This window comes from Paenibacillus humicola, from assembly GCF_028826105.1.
GTDB classification, from domain to species: domain Bacteria; phylum Bacillota; class Bacilli; order Paenibacillales; family Paenibacillaceae; genus Paenibacillus_Z; species Paenibacillus_Z humicola.
The window spans coordinates 4,626,251-4,643,714 of the sequence record NZ_JAQGPL010000001.1; the positions used below are offsets into that span (position 1 = coordinate 4,626,251).

Here is a 17,464-nt window from a genome sequence, read left to right on the forward strand (position 1 = left end):
ACGTTCCCGCCGATACAAGAAAAACGCCTGATCCGCGGGACGGACAGGCGTTCTTAAAAAGTTTAGAAAAAGCTGAACATCAGTAGCGAATAAATCAGCAGCGTTTTGCCCCAGCGTTTCTTCATGAAATCCTTGGAGCGGTGAATTCTCGACTTGACGGTGTTCACCGGCAAATTATTCTTCAGTCCGATGTCTTCAATGGACATGTCGAGCACGTACCGCTGGTAGACGATGTCCCGGTATTTCTCGGGCAGCTTGCCGATCATCTCCGCCATTTTGTGCGACAGCTCGCGCTCGATCACTTCGCCCTCGGGCGTCGGTTCGCCGGCCGGGATAACCTCGTGCAGCGACAGCTTATTGTCCGACTGCGAGACGACCGGCTGGTCGAGCGGAAGCGGAGGCGTTTTGCGGCGGCGCAGCAGATCGAGGCAGATGTTTTTGCCGATATGAAACAGCCATGTCGAGAAGCGTTTGTTCTCGTCAAAACGATTGAGATTCAAATACACCTTCAGAAACGTTTCCTGCACGACGTCTTCGCATTCCGACTTGCTGCGGAGGATTCGGTGCGCCATGAAATACACTTTGTCCTTGTACATTTCCATCAGCTTGCCGAATGCGATCTGATCGCCCTGCCTTGACAGCGTAACTAATTGAGCCTCGTTCACCGCGATTCCCCTTTACCGCCCGTCGTGAGATCCTCTTTTCACCATTATAACAGGAAAATCGGACCGCCGCATTACGCAACTTCGCGCTGGCACGGCGCTTTTTCAGCCGCTATGAACCGCCCGGCCGAGCCGCCTGATAACACCCGGATCTACAGGACAGATTGTAAGCCGCTAACAAAAGGTTTGTCCGATCGCCTGCAATTGATTATACTGAACCTGGAGTCCAAATCATAGGAGGCTGAGAAAACGATGTCCAATTCCAATCTGTCCGCAGCGCCGTCCGGAACGTACCGAATCGGCGGCGACCTGCCGGTTGTCCGTCTGGGCTACGGCGCAATGCAAATTACCGGTCCTGGCGTATGGGGCGACCCGCGTGACCCCGCGGAAGCGGTCCGCGTGCTGCAGCGCGCGGTCGAGCTTGGCGTCACCTTTATCGATACTGCGGATTCCTACGGTCCGTTCACCTCGGAGCTGCTCATCAAGAAGGCGCTCCACCCGTACAAGGACAACCTCGTGATTGCGACGAAAGCGGGCCTGACGCGTCCGGCTCCGGGCGTATGGCGCCCCGTCGGCCGTCCCGAATATTTGCGGCAGCAGGTCGAGCTCAGCCTGCGCCATCTCGGGCTCGAGCGGATCGACCTGCTTCAGCTGCACCGCATCGACCCGCAGGTTCCGCTTGCCGAGCAGATCGGCGAACTTGCGCTCCTGCGCGAGGAGGGCAAAATCCGCCATATCGGCCTGAGCGAGGTCAGCGTCGACGAAATCAAGGCCGCAAGCGAGACCGCCCCGATCGTATCGGTGCAAAACCTGTACAACGTGGCGAAACGCGACTCGGAAGCGGTGCTCGAATATGCGGAAGCGAACGATATCGCGTTTATCCCGTGGTTCCCGCTGGCGACGGGCGCCTTGGCCAAAGAAGGCGGTCCGCTGGACGAAATGGCGAAGCGGCTCGGCGCGAAGCCGTCCCAGCTCGCACTTGCCTGGCTGCTGAAGCGTTCGAAGGTCATGCTGCCGATACCCGGCACGTCGAGCACCCCCCATCTCGAGGAAAATATCGCCGCCGCCGGCATCGAGCTGAGCGAAGAAGATTTTGCCGCGTTGTCCAGCGCCGTATAATCGTCACCGTCCATGTAACGGCCGCGCATGCCTAGAGCAGCGCGGCCGTTTTGACTTTGCCGGGCCTTGAAGCTCTCGTTACTTTTCGATTTCGTCCTCTTCCAGCATAAGCGGCGGGCCTGTCAGGCCTACGCTTTTCACCTTCAAGTCCGCGTTAACCGTCATTTCCGCTTCCGGAAAAATCTGCTGCCACCGGGTTTTCATCGTTTTCCAGCGGTACGGATGCTTGCGGCGGACGGTGTCGCCGAAGCCGAAAATATCGGTTTTGAACTGCTTTTGCACGTGATGGATCGTTTGCAGCGCTTGTTTTTCCGTTTCTTTCTTCAGTGCTTCCTCCAGCTTCCGAACGTTCTTCAGCAAGGAAAGATCCAGCTTCGTATTGTTCTCCACGATCATTCCCTGCCCGGAAAGAGACACCTTGAACGCCACGCCGTCCTTGGAGAGAATGGGGGTGACCCGGCTCTTCAGGCGGCTTGTCCGCAGCACGACGGTCCCTTCATCCGGCACGGGAACCGTCAGGTTAGCCGCCCGCAGCTCGCCCATGATCCAGCGTCTCGTGACGGATTCCTTGTTATTGATATACCCGACAAGCTTCAACGATTTGTTGAAAACGGCCGAGCCGGCAATTTTCACCTTCCCGTCCGGGTCCTTGGACTGCCCGTCCCCGTCCGATTCCGTCTTCGGCTTGGCACCCGGAAGGATTTCCAGCGCCGGAAGGATCGGACTCCTGCCGTCGCTTGTGGCGGCCAGCAGAAAATCCCTCATCATGAGCGTGGAGCTGACCCCAAGGCTTTCGTGAATTTTCACGTAAGCGATGGCCGGAATGCGGTCCAGCGGATACGGAAGCTTCAGCAGCTGCTCCGCCGTCCCGCCTTTCACGACAAACATGTCCGACCGCATCCGGATTTCCGGCGTCCGGCTGTAAGCATCCAGCAGCTCGCTGAGGCCGTGCCTGGCCATCTCTTCGCCGAAGACGGAGGCCCTTCGATGACCCGCAAACCAGGAGCGGGACAGCTTCGACTGCAAAAAATCGGTCGACTCGTAAATGGTTTTTCCCATACCCGACTCCGTGAAAAAGGCGTTTTCCTTCGTGCCGCCCCCTTCCGAAGGAGCGAGCTTGGAGGGCACGGCGAACTGGGCCGTTCCCCGGTACTGGCCGTTTTTCGCCAAATCGACCCCGAAGGCCAGCATAATGGCAATATCGTTGAGCTCTTTGCGGTCCCAGCAGCCCGGGAGGACGAGCAGGGACAACATCAGCAAGATGTGAACGATTGTTCGTACCGGATTCATCTTTCGCATCCCTGCTCCTCGCTTCGTGATTAGCCTCCGCCCGTCATTTTGCCATATTGGCAAGGGGCGAAGGGAAGTCGATTCTCCACCAATAAAAAAATGCGGCGAACATCGCCAGCAGGATGAGCGAGCCGAAGATCGTCCAGGCCTTGACCGTTCTGCGTTTCATCGGTTCATCTCCCGCCGGGTCCGGATTTTCCCGTTTTTTTGCCGCGCAGCAGGCCGACTCCGAGCAGCAGCAGGGGCACCATAAAATAATTGATCGGCAGCCCGAACGGGACATGATATTTCGGATTGAAATCGAGCATCGTGAGCATGTTCTCGGACAACAGCGAGCTGGCGAACACAGCCGGCACGGCAATCCATACGAGCTTGCGCCAATCCCGGATCTCGAGCCATTGCGCCGTCGTATGGCACGTCAGGAAGAAGAAAAGCGACAGCTTGATGAAGACGCTGGACATCCAGATAATGAGCATGAACACATCCACATTTTGAATAAATTCGCCGATGGAAATGAGCCGGACCATATCGTAAAAGGCGAACCACATGCGTGCCGAAAGGACCGGCCCGAACGTAACGATGATCATGACGACGGTGATGCTGATGAGCAGGACGACGCTGATCATCGACCACATGATGCTGGCCATCACCTTGGCGGGCTTTGCCGCAAATGCCGTGATGCCGAGCATCGCCATCACTTCGCCCATAAGCGAAATGGGCGCCAATACGCTCAGCGCCATCGATTTCATATCCCGCTCGGCCAGCACCGGCTGCAGCAGCCGCCAGTCGATATTCGTCGTATTCAGCAGAAGGAGCACGGCGATCGTCAGCAAAATTAACGGCCCCATCAATTCGCTGCACATTGCGATAGCCCGTAAGCCGCCCGAATAACCGACGTGCGCCACCAGCAGCAGCATGGTGAACATGAGGACGGACAGCGGCGTATTGCGGAACAGCGCGGTATGAATAAATTCGATGCCGTAGCGCAGCACCGTGCCCGTCATGCCGAACCAAAGCAGAATATAGGGAAGCACCACGAGCCTTCCGAGCCATTTTCCCAATATGGTCTGACTCAACTGGACGAACGTTTGGCCGGGGTGAAGCAGGCTGGCCCGGACGACGATGTACGCAATCCCGATGCTGATCAGTCCGGCGATCAGGACCGACAGCCAGGCGTCCTGCTTCGCTTTGGCGATCGTAGTCGTCAGAACGGTCAGCGTCATTCCGATTTGAAACGAAAAATTGAGCCAATAGATTTGCAAGCTCGTCAGCTGTTTCATGTTGCGTTGTCCCCTTTGCTTGCTCCCGGCATTTGGCCTGCGGGAATGCGGTTCTCGTTGACGCCGGTCGTCTCGGCCGGCCGGCGGTTCATCGCCCAAATCGGCGCACGCATCAATACGTCCTTCAAATCCTTGACCACCTGCGGGGCCAGCGGGGACATATAAGGCAAACCGAGCGACGTCAGGTTGACCAGATGAATCGCGATCAGGATAAGCCCGAGCCCGATGCCGTACAGCCCCAGCGTTCCGGCGAGCAAGAGCAGCGGAAAACGAAGCAGCCGCGCGGAAAATCCGAAGTTGTACCGTGGGATGACGAAGGACGAAATGCCGGTTGTCGATACGATGATTACCGTCGGCGCGGATACGATGCCCGACCGGACGGCAGCTTCGCCGACGACGAGCGCCCCGACGATGCTGACCGCCTGTCCGACCGACTTGGGCAGCCGGATTCCCGCTTCCCGCAGCGCCTCGAACATGAACTCCATCAAAAACGCTTCCACCATGGCGGGAAACGGAATGCCCTCCCGGGAGGCCGCGATGCTGATCAGCAGAAAGCTTGGGATGAGCTGAGGATGGTAGGTCGTTGCGGCAACGTACAGGGAAGGCAGCAGCAGCGACATCGTCAGCAGCAGGTAACGCAGCCACCGGATGAACGTTTTGAATATAAAATGCTCGTAATAATCGTCCGGCGCCTGCATTTCGGTCCAGAACGTGACAGGGACGACAAGCGAGAACGGCGTGCCGTCCACAAGGATCGCCACCTTCCCTTCGAGCAGGTTGCCCGCCACCACGTCCGGGCGTTCCGTATTCAAGGCCTGAGGGAACACGGAAAACGGCTGGTCCTGAATAAATTCTTCGATATTGCCCGATTCCAGCACGGCGTCGGTCTCGATTCGGCCGACTCTGCGCCGCACTTCCTCTATGATGGAATCCTTCGCGATTCCTTCGATATAGGCGATCACGACATCCGTTTGCGAAAGTTTTCCGAGTACCAGGTGCTCCATTTTGAGCCGGGGCGTTTTGAGCTTGCGGCGCACCATGCTTATATTGGTACGAACCGATTCCGTGAACCCTTCGCGCGGGCCGCGGAGCGAAATCTCCGTTGTGGGCTCCTCGATTGCGCGGGTCTTGACCGCTCTCCGGTCCACGAGCGTCACGCTGCTCTCACCGTCCGTCAGCACGGCGGCGAACCCTCTCAGGATATCGCTTACCGCGCTCATCACGCTTTCTTCCCGTTTCATGCTTCGGGTGTTCAGAAGCCCGCCGTCCGCCGTATTTCCCGCAGCTTCGTTCCCGTTTGACGCGTCGGCCGTTCCGCTTACCAGCATTGGCCGCAGCAGCTCGGGCTCGAGCGATTCCGCGTTAACCAGCACCTCGGCATAGACCAGCAGCCTGTCCGGATGATCCTCGATCCGAACGGGCCGGAATACAATGTCGGAGCAGTTGCGAAACAGCTCCCGCAGCATGTTTTCGTTTGCCTTCAGGTCCGGACCGAAGCGGGCATGTTCGAATTGAGGCAAGGAAAGATCAGGCGTCCGCACCGATTTCGGCTGCTTCCCTTTGCGGGTCCATTTCATCGCCTTCCACCCCTCCGGTCCATTGAAAATCAAGGCATCTTTTTATAAATTTCCCAGAATGTTTCTTTTCATTCGGCGAACTCAAAGGGCGTTCCCTGCGAACATATCAATATATTGAACTTCTCTCGAGGGAGCGATTATAATAGCCTAATAGTGAATATCTGCATAGGAACGGGAATTTGGAGGGATTGGAACGTGTACCAAACGTTGGGATTATGGCTGCAAAATATCAATTATTTACGATATGTCACACTCATTTCACTCCTACTAAGCGTTTTATTAAATGTTCACGATTCCTCCTCATTGGCCACCGGCTCCCTCTATACGCTGACCGTCGTCCTCGCCGGCATCTCTTTTTGGAACCGCCGCATCGAGGTGGTCATTGCGATCAGCCTGCTCATTCTGGCCGTGCAGCTGACGATTAACTGGACGCTGATGGAAGACGTCAAAACGACGTTTTTTCATATTTTGCTTACGGCCGCGATCGGCATCATTGCGAAGGAACTGATGAAAGGCTACATCAACAACAAGCTGGGCTCGATCGATCTCATACTCGCCCTTTCCAATTCCCTCGACAAACGGGACCACTATACCTCCTCCCATTCGTCCAACGTTGCGCTACGCCTTGAAGATCGCCCGGGCGATGAACCTGCCCCCCGGTTTGCGCGAGTCGATTTACATCGGCGGACTGCTCCACGATATCGGCAAAATCGGGATCAGCGAAAGCGTGCTGCTGAAGCCGTCCAAGCTGACCGAAAGCGAATTCGACATCATCAAGCAGCATCCGGTCATCGGCTACGAAATTATTAAACATATTCCGCAGTTCAAAAAAAACGGCGTGCTCGATATGGTGCTGCATCACCACGAACGGTATAACGGCACCGGTTACCCGAAAGGGCTGAAGGAGCAGCAAATTCCGCTCGCCGCCCGCATTATGGCCGTTGCGGATTCGTTCGACGCCATGACCTCGAAGCGGGTATACCGCGAGAACCGCCTCGAGCTTCAGGACGTCATCGAGGAGCTCCGGAGATGCAGAGGCACGCAGTTCGATCCCGTCGTTGCCGACGTGTTTCTCGGGATTTTGGAAGAGGAAAGGGAAAACATCCTGATTCACGACCTGGATGCTTCCATTAAACGCCCGCACTATATTTAACGAGGCTCAAACGGGGCCCAAAAACGGAGCTGAGCTGCGATTTGCACAAAATAAAACGCCGCCCTCCCCTGACCGTCAAGGTCAAGAGGAAGGCGGCCCGCTAGATGGACTTGTCTCGGCGGCCGCGCGCCGGTCCGTCCGGTTATTTGAAATAACCCGGATAGTTCGCTTTCAGCTCGTCCTTCTCCACGATGAACATGTTCAGGTGGCTGCGCATAACCCGCTCGATTGCTGATCGGACATGGCCATGGGCCGCCGCCTACGGCGAAGCGGGGAACGGAAATGCGTGCTGCCGCACGGATCCGCTCAGCGCTGCCCTCGCTTATATCACTAGTCATATTAAAAAATTATTATAATCGCCGGTTTCCGCCCGTTCAATCGATTATTTCGATGTTCCAAACTACCATACTAGTGTGGTAGTATGAGGAGAGAGGAGGTGCGTGATGGATTTCACTCTTCGCCCGCAGCAGCCTTCCGCCAGAGACGCGGTTTATTACAAGCTGAGAGAGCAGATTCTCAGCCTGGAGCTGCCGCCCGGTACTCCGCTTTCGGAGAAAGAAAGCTCGCTCGCGTTCCAGGTCAGCCGCACGCCCGTCAGGGAAAGCTTCATGCGGCTCGCGCAGGAGGGGCTCGTGCAGGTGCTTCCCCAGCGCGGCACGTATGTCTCCCTGATCGATACCGAGCTTGTCGAAGAAGCGCGTTTCATGCGGGAACAGCTCGAGAAGTCGGTGATCCGGCTCGCCTGCGAGCATTTTCCGGACGCCTCGCTGGCCGAGCTGGAGGCCAACCTCCGGGAACAGCGCGAATGCGTCCTGAATCAGGACGACAAACGGATGTTCGAGCTGGACGAAGCGTTTCACCGCACGATTTTCGACGGATGCCGGAAGCAGAATACTTGGGCCGTCATTCAGCAGATGAATGTGCATTTGAACCGAAGCCGCGTGCTGAGGCTCGCCGTCGACCATCATTGGAGCAATCTGCAGACGCAGCACGAGCAGATGACGGAGGCCATCAAAACGCACGACGCGGACCGAGCGGAGCAGCTGATGAAGGAGCACCTGAGTCAGAACATTGCGGATCTGGCGGTGCTGAAGCAGAAGTATCCGAACTATTTCAAATGATAGGTGGAGGGGATTAAAGAAGATGAGAATGACGTTCCGTTGGTTCGGCGAGGGCAATGATACCGTCTCGCTGGACCAGATCAAACAAATCCCGGGCGTCGAGGGGATCGTATGGGCGCTGCACGACGTTCCTGCCGGGGAAGAATGGCCGATGGACAAAATTTTGCACATCCGCGATCAAGCGCATCGGGCCGGCTTTCACATCGACGTGGTTGAAAGCGTTAACGTGCATGAGGACATTAAATTGGGCCTGCCTTCCCGCGACGTCTATATCGACAATTACAAGAAAACGATCGAGAAATTGGGCCAGGTCGGCGTCAAGGTGATCTGCTACAACTTTATGCCGGTGTTCGACTGGGTGCGCACCGACCTGTTCAAGGAGGCGGCCGACGGCTCGACCGCGCTGTTTTATGAGAAAAGCCGGATCGAGGATGTCGACCCGCTGCGGCTCGTCGACAAGATCAACGTCAATCCGTCGCTGACGATGCCGGGCTGGGAGCCCGAGCGGATGCAGCATTTGGCCGGCCTGTTCGAAGCTTATAAAGAAGTGACCGAGGAGCATCTCTGGGACAACCTCGGTTATTTTCTGAAGGAGATCATCCCTGTCGCCGCCAAGCACGGCATCAAAATGGCGATCCATCCGGACGATCCGCCGTGGCCGATCTTCGGTCTGCCGCGCATCATGACGAGCCAGGACAATTTCAGAAGGTTTCTCAAGCTGGTCGACAGCCCTTATAATGGAATTACGTTATGCAGCGGATCGCTCGGCGCCAACACCGGCAACGATATCGTTTCGATGATTCACGAATTTACGGACCGCATTCCGTTCGCCCATATCCGCAACGTGCGCGTGTTCGACAACGGCGATTTTATCGAAACGTCGCACCGCACCGAGGACGGTACCGTCGATATCGCGGGCATCGTGAAAGCTTATTACGAGACCGGATTCAACGGTTACGCGCGTCCGGACCACGGGCGGCACATCTGGGAAGAGCAGTGCCGGCCGGGCTACGGCCTGTACGACCGCGCGCTCGGCATCATGTATTTGTGGGGCTTGTGGGACTCCCTGAAAAGGGTGGAACATAAACAAAGAAAGAAGGTTGTTGCGAAATGAAACAGCTGCCGAAACACGATGCGCTGCAAGGAAAAACGGCGGTCATTACCGGAGGCTCCGGCGTCCTGTGCCGGGTCATGGCGCTCGAGCTGGCGCGCCAGGGCGTGCGCGTCGCGATTCTGAACCGCACGCTCGACAAAGGCATCGCCGTCGCGGACGAAATCAAGGCGGCAGGCGGAACGGCAATCGCCGTCGCCTGCGACGTCACGAACCCGGAAAGCGCGCACGAAGCCGGGCGCGTCGTGCTGGAGAAGCTCGGGCCGTGCGATATTCTGATCAACGGCGCAGGCGGAAACCATCCGAGCGCCAACACGACGAACGAAATTTTCAAATCCGAGGATTTGGACAACCCGGACATCACGACGTTTTTCAATTTGAGCGTCGAGGGCTTCCGCAATGTCATGGATCTGAACTTTGTCGGCACCATGATTCCGACGCAGGTGTTCGCAAGACAGATGCTGGGCCGCGAAGGCGCCGTCATCCTGAACGTCTCGTCCATGAGCGCCCCGTCGCCGATGACCAAGGTGCCCGCCTACAGCGCGGCCAAGGCGGCGATCGAGAACTTCACGCAGTGGCTGGCGGTCCATATGGCCGAAGCGGGCATTCGCGTCAACGCCATCGCGCCGGGCTTCTTCCTCACCCAGCAGAACCGGCGGCTGCTGCTGAACGAGGACGGCTCCCTGACCGAACGCTCGAACAAAATCATTACGCATACGCCGATGCGGCGTTTCGGCCAGCCGGAGGATTTGCTCGGCGCGCTGCTGTGGCTCGTCGACAGCACGACGTCCGGCTTCGTCACCGGCACGACCGTTCCGGTCGACGGCGGCTTTCTCTCTTACGCGGGCGTGTAGCTTCCGGGCCGCTTCCCGCCTGGGCCGCTTTGCCAGGGCCGCGTCCGCCGGGGCTGTTGCCGCCTTCGATGGCGCTCGGGTGAGCTGTTTGGCGGGAAGCGGGAAGAAGCGAACCCGCCGCCGATTGATTTGGAAACGGAGCATCGTCCCGATAAAAAAGTTGAGACAAAGAAATGACCGGCGAGGGAGTTGTCCCTTGCCGGTCATTTCGTCATTTTGCCAGTTCCGTCGGATTCATGCCGGTGAACTTTTTGAACAGCGTGCTGAAATACGGGACGTTCTTGTAGCCGACACGTTCGGCCACCTCGTAAACGAGCATTTTTTTCTCCAGGAGCAGCTCCTTCGCTTTCTCCATGCGAACCCGGGTCAAATAGTTGTTGAACGTATCGCCGGTCACGTTCTTGAAAATATTGGACAAATAGTTGCGCGAAATGGACACCTTGTCGGCAAGCTCGGCGAGCGTAATGTCCTCCGCGAAATTATCGTGGATGTACTGCAGCATAAAATCGACCGCCTGCCGGTGCTTGCTGCTGCCCTTCCACTCGCGGCTGTTGCAGATGACCGTCACTTTCTCCTTCAGCCAGACGGACAGCGCTCCCGGCCGCGTAAGCCCGCCGATTTCGCTCTGGACGTGACGGCCGGGGAACAAATCGTCGAGCACGATGCCGACCTCGTACAGACTGTAGGCGATGACGCCCCACAGCTCGCCCGCCAGCATCTGCAGATCGGCCGGCGCCGTCAGGCCCTCCCGCTCCTGCCGTTCCAAATAATCCGCAATGATTTCGTGAGCGAGCGCTTCCTGGCCCGCCTTAATGGCGCCTGCCAGCTCCTGGTAAAATTTCACCGGCCTGGCGAGCGTCGCCCGCCGTCCGCCTTCCGGCAGCGTATACAGATCGTAGCCTTTGACTGCCGCCCGCTCCTTCAGCTCGATCGCCCGGAACGCTTCCTCCGTCGAATCGGGAATGTCGCGCCAGCTGCCCTTCAGGCTGCCGAGGCCGACATGGATCGTCAGCTTCAGGAAGCTTCTTGCGCTGTCGATGAGCGCGGCGCCGAGCTGCCGCAGCCGCATGCGCAGCTCCTCCCCATCCGCGTCGTCCGGGGCGGGATGGAGGACGAGCGCGGAGCGGGTTCCGTACAGCTCCGTATATTCGGCTGACGGAAAAATGTCGGCGGCCAGTTCAAGCGCGATGTTGCTAAGCGCAAAGCGGTACAAATTCATATCCGATAGCGACATTTCTTCGACGCGGGCATCGCGCACGATTTCGATGCCAACCACGACATGCCGCACGCCCAGCCAGAAGCGAAACGGCTCGGGAAGCAGGTTTTCCTGCTTGTACGAGACATCCAGCGTGCCGGAAACGGCCGATTTCACCCATTCCTTCTCAATAAACGGCTGGTACAGCCGCAGCTTCTCCTCCAGCTCGTTCCGCTCCATCCGCTTCGCGTCCTCTTCCTCCATGAGCGCAAGCGTCTGGCCGAGCACCGTTTTCAAGGTCGGGAGACTGACCGGTTTGGATAAATAATCGGTCACGTTCAGCCGCAGCGCCTGACGGGCGTATTCGAAATCCGAATACCCGCTTAAAATGACGATTTTTCCCTGAAAATCGAGGTCTCGCAGCCTCTCGATCATATCAAGGCCGTTCATGACCGGCATATAAATGTCCGTAATGATCAAATCCGGGCGCGTCTCGCGGACCAGCCGGAGGCCGTCCTCGCCGTTCATCGCCTCTCCCGCCCATTCTGCACGAAGCTCTTCCCATGGAATCGCCATCTTCATTCCCTGAAGAACCTGCCGATCGTCATCGATGATTGCGATTTTCCACATGCTCCGGTCCTCCTTCGGTGTCTGTTCCCGGTGTGCGCCCGGCAACCAAGATGCCCGGCAGCGAAAACCGCTGCCGGGCTTATTACGTGGAATGCTATGCAAATGCTTTCGCGGTCCTGCGTTCCGCCGCGGCCTTCGCGTGCCGGCGGGGGCGCCGGCGCTCCTGCGTCTGCAGGATGAACGCCCAGTCAATCCTGCGGGCACCTAAAGCCGCTTAGCTTTCGTAGTCCTTGGCCGCGTTCTTCAGCTCGTCAAACGCTCCCTGCGGCGTTTTCTTGCCGAAGCTGAGCTCGTCCCGGACCAGCAGCCAATCCTTGTCGATCCAGTTCGTCCAGCCCGGAGCGCCCGGCGACCACTGCTGGCCGTCCGGCAGCGTGGCGTTGTACATGTCGATGCCGGCTTTGTCCGCCGCGCTGAGCGTCGGCTGGAGCGCCTTGGCGACATCATTGTTGACCGGAACGCCGCGGCTCGTACCGAGTATTTTACCCGCATCGGGGTCGTTAATGAACCAGTTGATGAATTTCTCCGCTTCTGCCGCGTTCTTGGACGTCGGCGAAACGGCGAAGAACATCGAAGGCTTCAGCCAGCCGCCGGCCTGCGCGGCGCGCGGCATCGTGACGAGCGCGTACGCGCCCGGCTTGATGCTGTCCCAGCTGACCAGGTTGTTCGAGAAGCTGAGGCGGAAAATGATCGTTCCTTTCACCATCAGGTCGCCTGTCGGATCGAGCTCCTTGTCCGAGGCGTTGACGTCAGCCGGCGGCACAACGCCTTCCTGGCGCAGCTTCTGCCATTCGGTCGCCCACGCGATGAACGTCGCCTGGTCCAGATTGAATTTACCGTCGTCCGTAATGATTTGCCCTTTGCCCTGCGCATACTGATACGCGCTGTAAGCAAAGTAGTCGCCGGCATAATCCTTCGTCGCATACTGGTTTTTGCCAAGCTTCGACTTGATCTGCTCCATCAGCTTGAAGAAATCGTCCCACGTCCAGCCGTTCTTCGGAGCGGGAACGCCCAGCTTGTCGAGCGCGGCTTTGTCATAGATCATGCCTTCCGCGACGGAGCCGAGCGGAATGCCGTATTGTTTGCCGCCGACATTCCCGACGGCGGTTACTTTCTTATCGACCTTCGACAGGTCAATCGCCTGCGTCAGGTCCAGCATTTGGCCGCGCTGCGCCCAATCGGCGACCCAGCCCGGATCGAGCGTGAAAATATCCGGCGCGTTTTTCGCCGCCGCCTGCGTGGACAGCTTGTCCAGATAACCGTCCATGCCCGAATATTCCGGCTCGAACGTTACGTTCGGATGCAGCTTCGTATACGCGTTCAGCGCGTTAAGCGTCGCTTCGTGACGCTGCTGGGAACCCCACCACATAATGCGCAGCTTGACGTTTTGCGCGGATCCGCCGTCTGTCGTCTGCGCGGAATTCCCGCCGCCTGCGTCCGACGAGCCGCCGCCGTTGCTGCTGCCGCTGCCGCCGCCGCATGCCGCCAAGGAGAAGGCAAGCGCCGCCGTCGCCGTCAGACCGGCCATTCGTTTCCAAAAAACCATCCCTTTGTTCATCTCCCTTAGATGCAATCGTTTTCTACTCGTTTATCGTATCAAGCGGGAGGGACCGGTTATAGGAGAGAAATGCACAATTTATTTTAATATTATCCGATCCCCGCTTCCTTGGCTGCGGTTCCGGGCTTCTCGGCCAGCAGCGGCAGGACGATCTCGGCGCTCGTTCCTCCTCCTTCGCGCGGGCCAATCCGGACGCCGTATTCGCCGCCGAAATAGGCCGCGATCCGTTCCTTTACGTTGCGGATGCCGTAGCCGCCGGTTTTCCGCCTCGGCGTCAATCCGGCGCCGCCCCGCAGACCGGCCCCGTCGTCGTCGACGGTAATCCGCAGCCTCGTGTCGGCGGCCGCGATCCGGATCTCGATCCGCCCCCGCTCGCGCAGATGAAAGCCGTGCACGACCGCATTTTCCACAAAAGGCTGCAAAATCATTTTCGGCATGTACAGCTCCATCAGCTCTTCCGGCGCTTCGATCGCATATTCGATCGACGGCCCGCCGCGAAGCTGCTGAATCTCGATGTAGCACGTCAGCTGCTCGATTTCCTCCGCGATCGTGATGAAGGTTTCGCCTTTGGAGAGCCCGATCCGGAACATGCGGCCCATCAGCTCGAGAATGCGGCTCATCTCGCTCTGCCCGGCCTTGATGGCCATCCAGTTGAGCTGGTCAAGCGTATTATACAGGAAATGCGGGTTAATATTCGCCTGCAGCGCCTCGATCTCCGCCCTGCGCTGCTGCTCGTGGCGGATGCGCAAGGAATGGATCAGTTCTTCGATCCGCTCGTTCTGCTTCCGGTAACCGGAGAACAAATAGCCGAACTCGTTCTCGTAATCGAGCGGCAGCTCCTCGTTCCGTCCGTCCAGCGAATAACGGTTCATTGCGGTCACCAGCTTCTTGATCGGCTTCGTAAACTGCCGGCTGAGCATCAGCGTCACGCCGAGCGTGAGCAGGATCGCGGCGGCGCCGATGGCGGCGATGGCCGCCGCAAGCCGCAGGCTGCCCTTCGTAATCTGCGACCAAGGGGTAATTTCGACCATCGTCCAGTCCGAATCCGGAATGCGGGAATAGACGAGCAGCAGGCCCGAATCGCCGCTGTGCTCATGGATCCGGAATACGCCGGAGCTTCCCGTCATCTCGCTTTTCCAGCGGGTCCACTCCGCCGCCGTCGGCACGGTGCCGATTTTGAGCAGCGGGCGGCCGAAGCCGTCCAGCATCATCCGGCTCGCGTCGGCCGAACGTCCGCCCAGCATATCCTTTAGCGTATCCGCCTTGACATGGATGACCAAATAGCCGAGCAGCCTGTTGTTGTAGACGATCGACCGCGCAAAGCTGAGTACGGGGACGTCGCCCTGGAACGCATGGATCAAATATTCGTCGGACCAGCCGGAATCGCTCCGGCGGACCGCGTCGAACCAGCGCTGGCTGTAAGCTTCCTTCAGCGGATGGAACTGGATGTAGCTCTGCGAATCGCCGTACAGCGGGTTGTTCATGTACAGATCGATCCCCTGGATCAGCGGGATGGAATAGGTCAAGCTGGACAGCGACTGCTGAACGTCCCGGAAATTTTTGAAGCGCAGAAATTCGTCCGAGTCTGTCAGAAAGGAGGTCAGTTTATTGTCGCGCGAGGTGGACAGCGAGATCTGTTCGATCGTCAGAAGCCGGGACGCGATCTCGTTGTTGAGCTCGTCCAGCAGGTTCCGCTGGTTGACGGACGTCGTCTCCGCCAGCTCCTTCGAGGACAGGCCGTAGCCCGTCAAGGCCGTCGCCGCCAAAATGGCGATGATCAGCACGGCGAAGCTGCCGAAAAACAAATAATCGACGCGGTATTTTTTAAACGGATTTTTCATCGACGCCGCTTCCCCTCCTGAAAACGATCACCCTAAAATCGCACGTAATCGACGACCGCCTTCCCCTTTCGGTCCCTTCAAACAGCAAAAAAGCAACGAAATTCGTCGCTTTTTGCCGAATCTTGTATTCAGTGTATTACTTTATGCCCGTCGTCGCAACGCCTTCCACCAATTGCTTCTGCGCGAAAGCGAATACGAGCGTCGCCGGAATGATGGACACGAGCGACATCGCGAGCATTTGCCCCCACTGCTGGGCCGACTCGGAGTCGTTAAACATTTTGAGCGCAAGGCCGATCGTATATTTGTCCACCGAGTTGATATACAGCAGCTGGCCGAGGAAGTCGTCCCAGTTCCACAGGAAGCAGAAAATCATGACCGTGACGATCGCCGGCTTCGTGAGCGGCATGATGACGCGCCTATAAATGCCGAACCACGAGCATCCGTCCATTTTCGCCGCCTCGTCAAGCTCCTTCGGTACCCCGCGGATAAACTGGACAAGCAGGAAGACGAAGAACGTTCCGCCCGCGCCGCTCGCCAGCAGGTGGGGTACGTAAAACGGCAAATACGTGTTGACCCAGCCGAACTGGTAAAACATCGCATACTGGGGGATAATAAGCACCTGCGACGGCAGCATCAGCGTCAGCATCAGGATCGAGAACCAGAAATTTTTCAGCGGAAAATCGAGCCGGGCGAAGCCGAACGCCACCAGCGTACAGGCGATGAGCGTCGTCGCCAGCACCCCGATTTCCAGCAGGAACGTGTTGGCGTAGAAATCGGTAAACGAATGCCCCGGGATTGCGGTCCAGCCGTCGATGTAATTGCGCCACAGCGGACTCTTGGGGAATATGTTCGGCGAGCTGAGCTCCGCGTTCGACTTCAGCGATGCCCCGATCCACCAGATAACCGGATACATCATGAGCAGGCTGAACAGGATCATCAGCACGTGACGGACCGCGCCTCTTGCGCTTGACGTCATCGCCCTCGCCCCCTTCCCGACTCCGACTCGTAGAACACCCAATATTTCGACGTCAGGGCGATTGCGCCCGCCACGACCGCGATCATGATCAGCATAATCCAGGCGAGCGCCGACGCATAGCCCATCTGGTACCGGTTGAACGCGCGCTCGTAGAGGTACACGGCGTATACCATCGTCGAGTTAAGCGGCCCGCCGTTCGTGATGACGTAGGCGGACGTAAACATTTGGAAGGCGTTGATGATGCCCATGATCAGGTTGAAATAGATCGTCGGCGAAAGCATCGGCAGCGTAATACGGATCGCCTGGACGAATCGGCTTGCGCCGTCCACCGAGGACGCTTCGTACAGATCCTTCGGAATTTGCTTGAGCCCCGCCAGAAAAATGACCATCGACGAGCCGAACTGCCATACGGTAAGCAGAATAATCGTCCAAAGCGCCGTACGCGGATCGCTGACCCAGCCCACGCCCTGAATGCCGAAAGCCCCCAGCGCCTTGTTGATGAACCCGTCCACGCCGAAAATGTTGCGCCACAGCATCGAAACCGCGATGCTGCCCCCGATCAGCGACGGGAAATAGATCGCAATCCGGTAGGCGGAAATGCCTTTGACCGCCTTATTCAGCACCATCGCCACAAGCAGTGCGGCGATCAGCTTGAGCGGCACCGAGGCGGCGACAAATTCGAACGTCACCTTGAGCGACTGTACGAATTTGTCGTCCGAGGTGAAGATCCGGGCGTAGTTGTTGAATCCGACCCATTTGATCGGACTCAGGAGCGTGTAGTTGGTAAACGAGTAATATAACGACAGCAGCATCGGATACAGCGTCAGGACGAGAAAGCCGATGAGCCACGGCGAAATGAACAGATAACCGGCGATCGGCGAATCCCACCGGCTGAGGAAGGAACGTTTGCGGCTGCCTGCGCCGAGGCTTGTCTGCGCTCCGCTGCGGCCGGTGCGCCCGGCGGCTGCGTCTTGGGGAAGGTTCATAAAGGTCACCTCTTTGCGGAATGTCTTTATCGTATCCCCAGTATAAAAGCGCAGCCGGACCGGAAGTAGAGGAGAAAACCACGAATTCTTTCAAAATAATCCGAAATGAAG

General features: G+C 57.9%; 16 protein-coding genes. 5 read left to right on the plus strand and 11 right to left on the minus strand.

Annotated features, from left to right (window positions below):
• Positions 1-62 precede the first annotated feature (62 nt).
• Entirely contained in the window at positions 63-665 is a 603-nt protein-coding gene (locus PD282_RS21250) for a sigma-70 family RNA polymerase sigma factor (protein ID WP_274652964.1), read from the minus strand.
• Between the two features lie 249 nt (positions 666-914).
• On the opposite strand from PD282_RS21250, the gene PD282_RS21255 reads away from it, so the two are divergent.
• Positions 915-1,781, plus strand: coding sequence for an aldo/keto reductase (locus PD282_RS21255; protein WP_274652966.1), 867 nt, complete (start codon positions 915-917; stop codon positions 1,779-1,781).
• Positions 1,782-1,859: 78 nt separating this feature from the next.
• On the opposite strand, the gene PD282_RS21260 is transcribed toward PD282_RS21255, so the two are convergent.
• From PD282_RS21260 to PD282_RS21280, 5 genes are all read right to left on the minus strand, one after another.
• A complete protein-coding gene (locus tag PD282_RS21260; protein WP_274652968.1) occupies positions 1,860-3,071 on the minus strand; it encodes a Ger(x)C family spore germination protein in 1,212 nt (403 codons plus the stop codon).
• A gap of 43 nt (positions 3,072-3,114) precedes the next feature.
• The gene (locus PD282_RS21265; RefSeq protein ID WP_274652970.1) at positions 3,115-3,240 is read right to left on the minus strand and encodes a hypothetical protein; all 126 of its coding nucleotides are present in this window, start codon (positions 3,238-3,240) and stop codon (positions 3,115-3,117) included.
• 4 nt (positions 3,241-3,244) lie between these two features.
• Positions 3,245-4,351: a GerAB/ArcD/ProY family transporter gene (locus PD282_RS21270; RefSeq protein ID WP_274652972.1), complete on the minus strand. Its 1,107-nt coding sequence runs from the start codon at positions 4,349-4,351 to the stop codon at positions 3,245-3,247.
• The gene (locus PD282_RS21275; protein WP_274652973.1) at positions 4,348-5,928 is read right to left on the minus strand and encodes a spore germination protein; all 1,581 of its coding nucleotides are present in this window, start codon (positions 5,926-5,928) and stop codon (positions 4,348-4,350) included. Before PD282_RS21275 ends, PD282_RS21270 begins: the two co-directional genes overlap by 4 nt.
• A gap of 300 nt (positions 5,929-6,228) precedes the next feature.
• Positions 6,229-6,516, minus strand: coding sequence for a hypothetical protein (locus tag PD282_RS21280; protein ID WP_274652975.1), 288 nt, complete (start codon positions 6,514-6,516; stop codon positions 6,229-6,231).
• A 37-nt stretch (positions 6,517-6,553) separates the two neighbouring features.
• On the opposite strand from PD282_RS21280, the gene PD282_RS21285 reads away from it, so the two are divergent.
• The 4 genes from PD282_RS21285 (at position 6,554) to PD282_RS21300 (ending at position 10,167) form a co-directional block, all read left to right on the plus strand.
• A complete protein-coding gene (locus tag PD282_RS21285; protein ID WP_420832321.1) occupies positions 6,554-7,081 on the plus strand; it encodes an HD-GYP domain-containing protein in 528 nt (175 codons plus the stop codon).
• A gap of 443 nt (positions 7,082-7,524) precedes the next feature.
• Complete coding sequence (locus tag PD282_RS21290; protein WP_274652978.1) at positions 7,525-8,202, plus strand: GntR family transcriptional regulator; 678 nt, start codon at positions 7,525-7,527, stop codon at positions 8,200-8,202.
• A gap of 22 nt (positions 8,203-8,224) precedes the next feature.
• Positions 8,225-9,316, plus strand: a complete 1,092-nt coding sequence (gene uxuA / locus PD282_RS21295; RefSeq protein WP_274652980.1) for a mannonate dehydratase — start codon at positions 8,225-8,227, stop codon at positions 9,314-9,316.
• Positions 9,313-10,167: an SDR family oxidoreductase gene (locus tag PD282_RS21300; RefSeq protein WP_274652982.1), complete on the plus strand. Its 855-nt coding sequence runs from the start codon at positions 9,313-9,315 to the stop codon at positions 10,165-10,167. Before uxuA ends, PD282_RS21300 begins: the two co-directional genes overlap by 4 nt.
• Positions 10,168-10,378: 211 nt before the next feature.
• Here the strand turns inward: PD282_RS21300 and PD282_RS21305 are convergent, their stop codons facing one another.
• The 5 genes from PD282_RS21305 to PD282_RS21325 form a co-directional block, all read right to left on the minus strand.
• A complete protein-coding gene (locus PD282_RS21305; protein ID WP_274652984.1) occupies positions 10,379-11,992 on the minus strand; it encodes a response regulator transcription factor in 1,614 nt (537 codons plus the stop codon).
• Between the two features lie 214 nt (positions 11,993-12,206).
• Complete coding sequence (locus PD282_RS21310) at positions 12,207-13,538, minus strand: ABC transporter substrate-binding protein (RefSeq protein ID WP_274652986.1); 1,332 nt, start codon at positions 13,536-13,538, stop codon at positions 12,207-12,209.
• A gap of 101 nt (positions 13,539-13,639) precedes the next feature.
• Complete coding sequence (locus PD282_RS21315) at positions 13,640-15,391, minus strand: cache domain-containing sensor histidine kinase (RefSeq protein WP_274652988.1); 1,752 nt, start codon at positions 15,389-15,391, stop codon at positions 13,640-13,642.
• A gap of 136 nt (positions 15,392-15,527) precedes the next feature.
• Positions 15,528-16,367 (minus strand): carbohydrate ABC transporter permease, encoded by an 840-nt coding sequence (locus PD282_RS21320; RefSeq protein WP_274652990.1) that lies wholly within the window; start codon positions 16,365-16,367, stop codon positions 15,528-15,530.
• Complete coding sequence (locus PD282_RS21325) at positions 16,364-17,353, minus strand: carbohydrate ABC transporter permease (RefSeq protein ID WP_274652993.1); 990 nt, start codon at positions 17,351-17,353, stop codon at positions 16,364-16,366. The genes PD282_RS21320 and PD282_RS21325 overlap by 4 nt, the downstream gene beginning before the upstream one ends.
• Between the last annotated feature and the right edge of the window lie 111 nt (positions 17,354-17,464).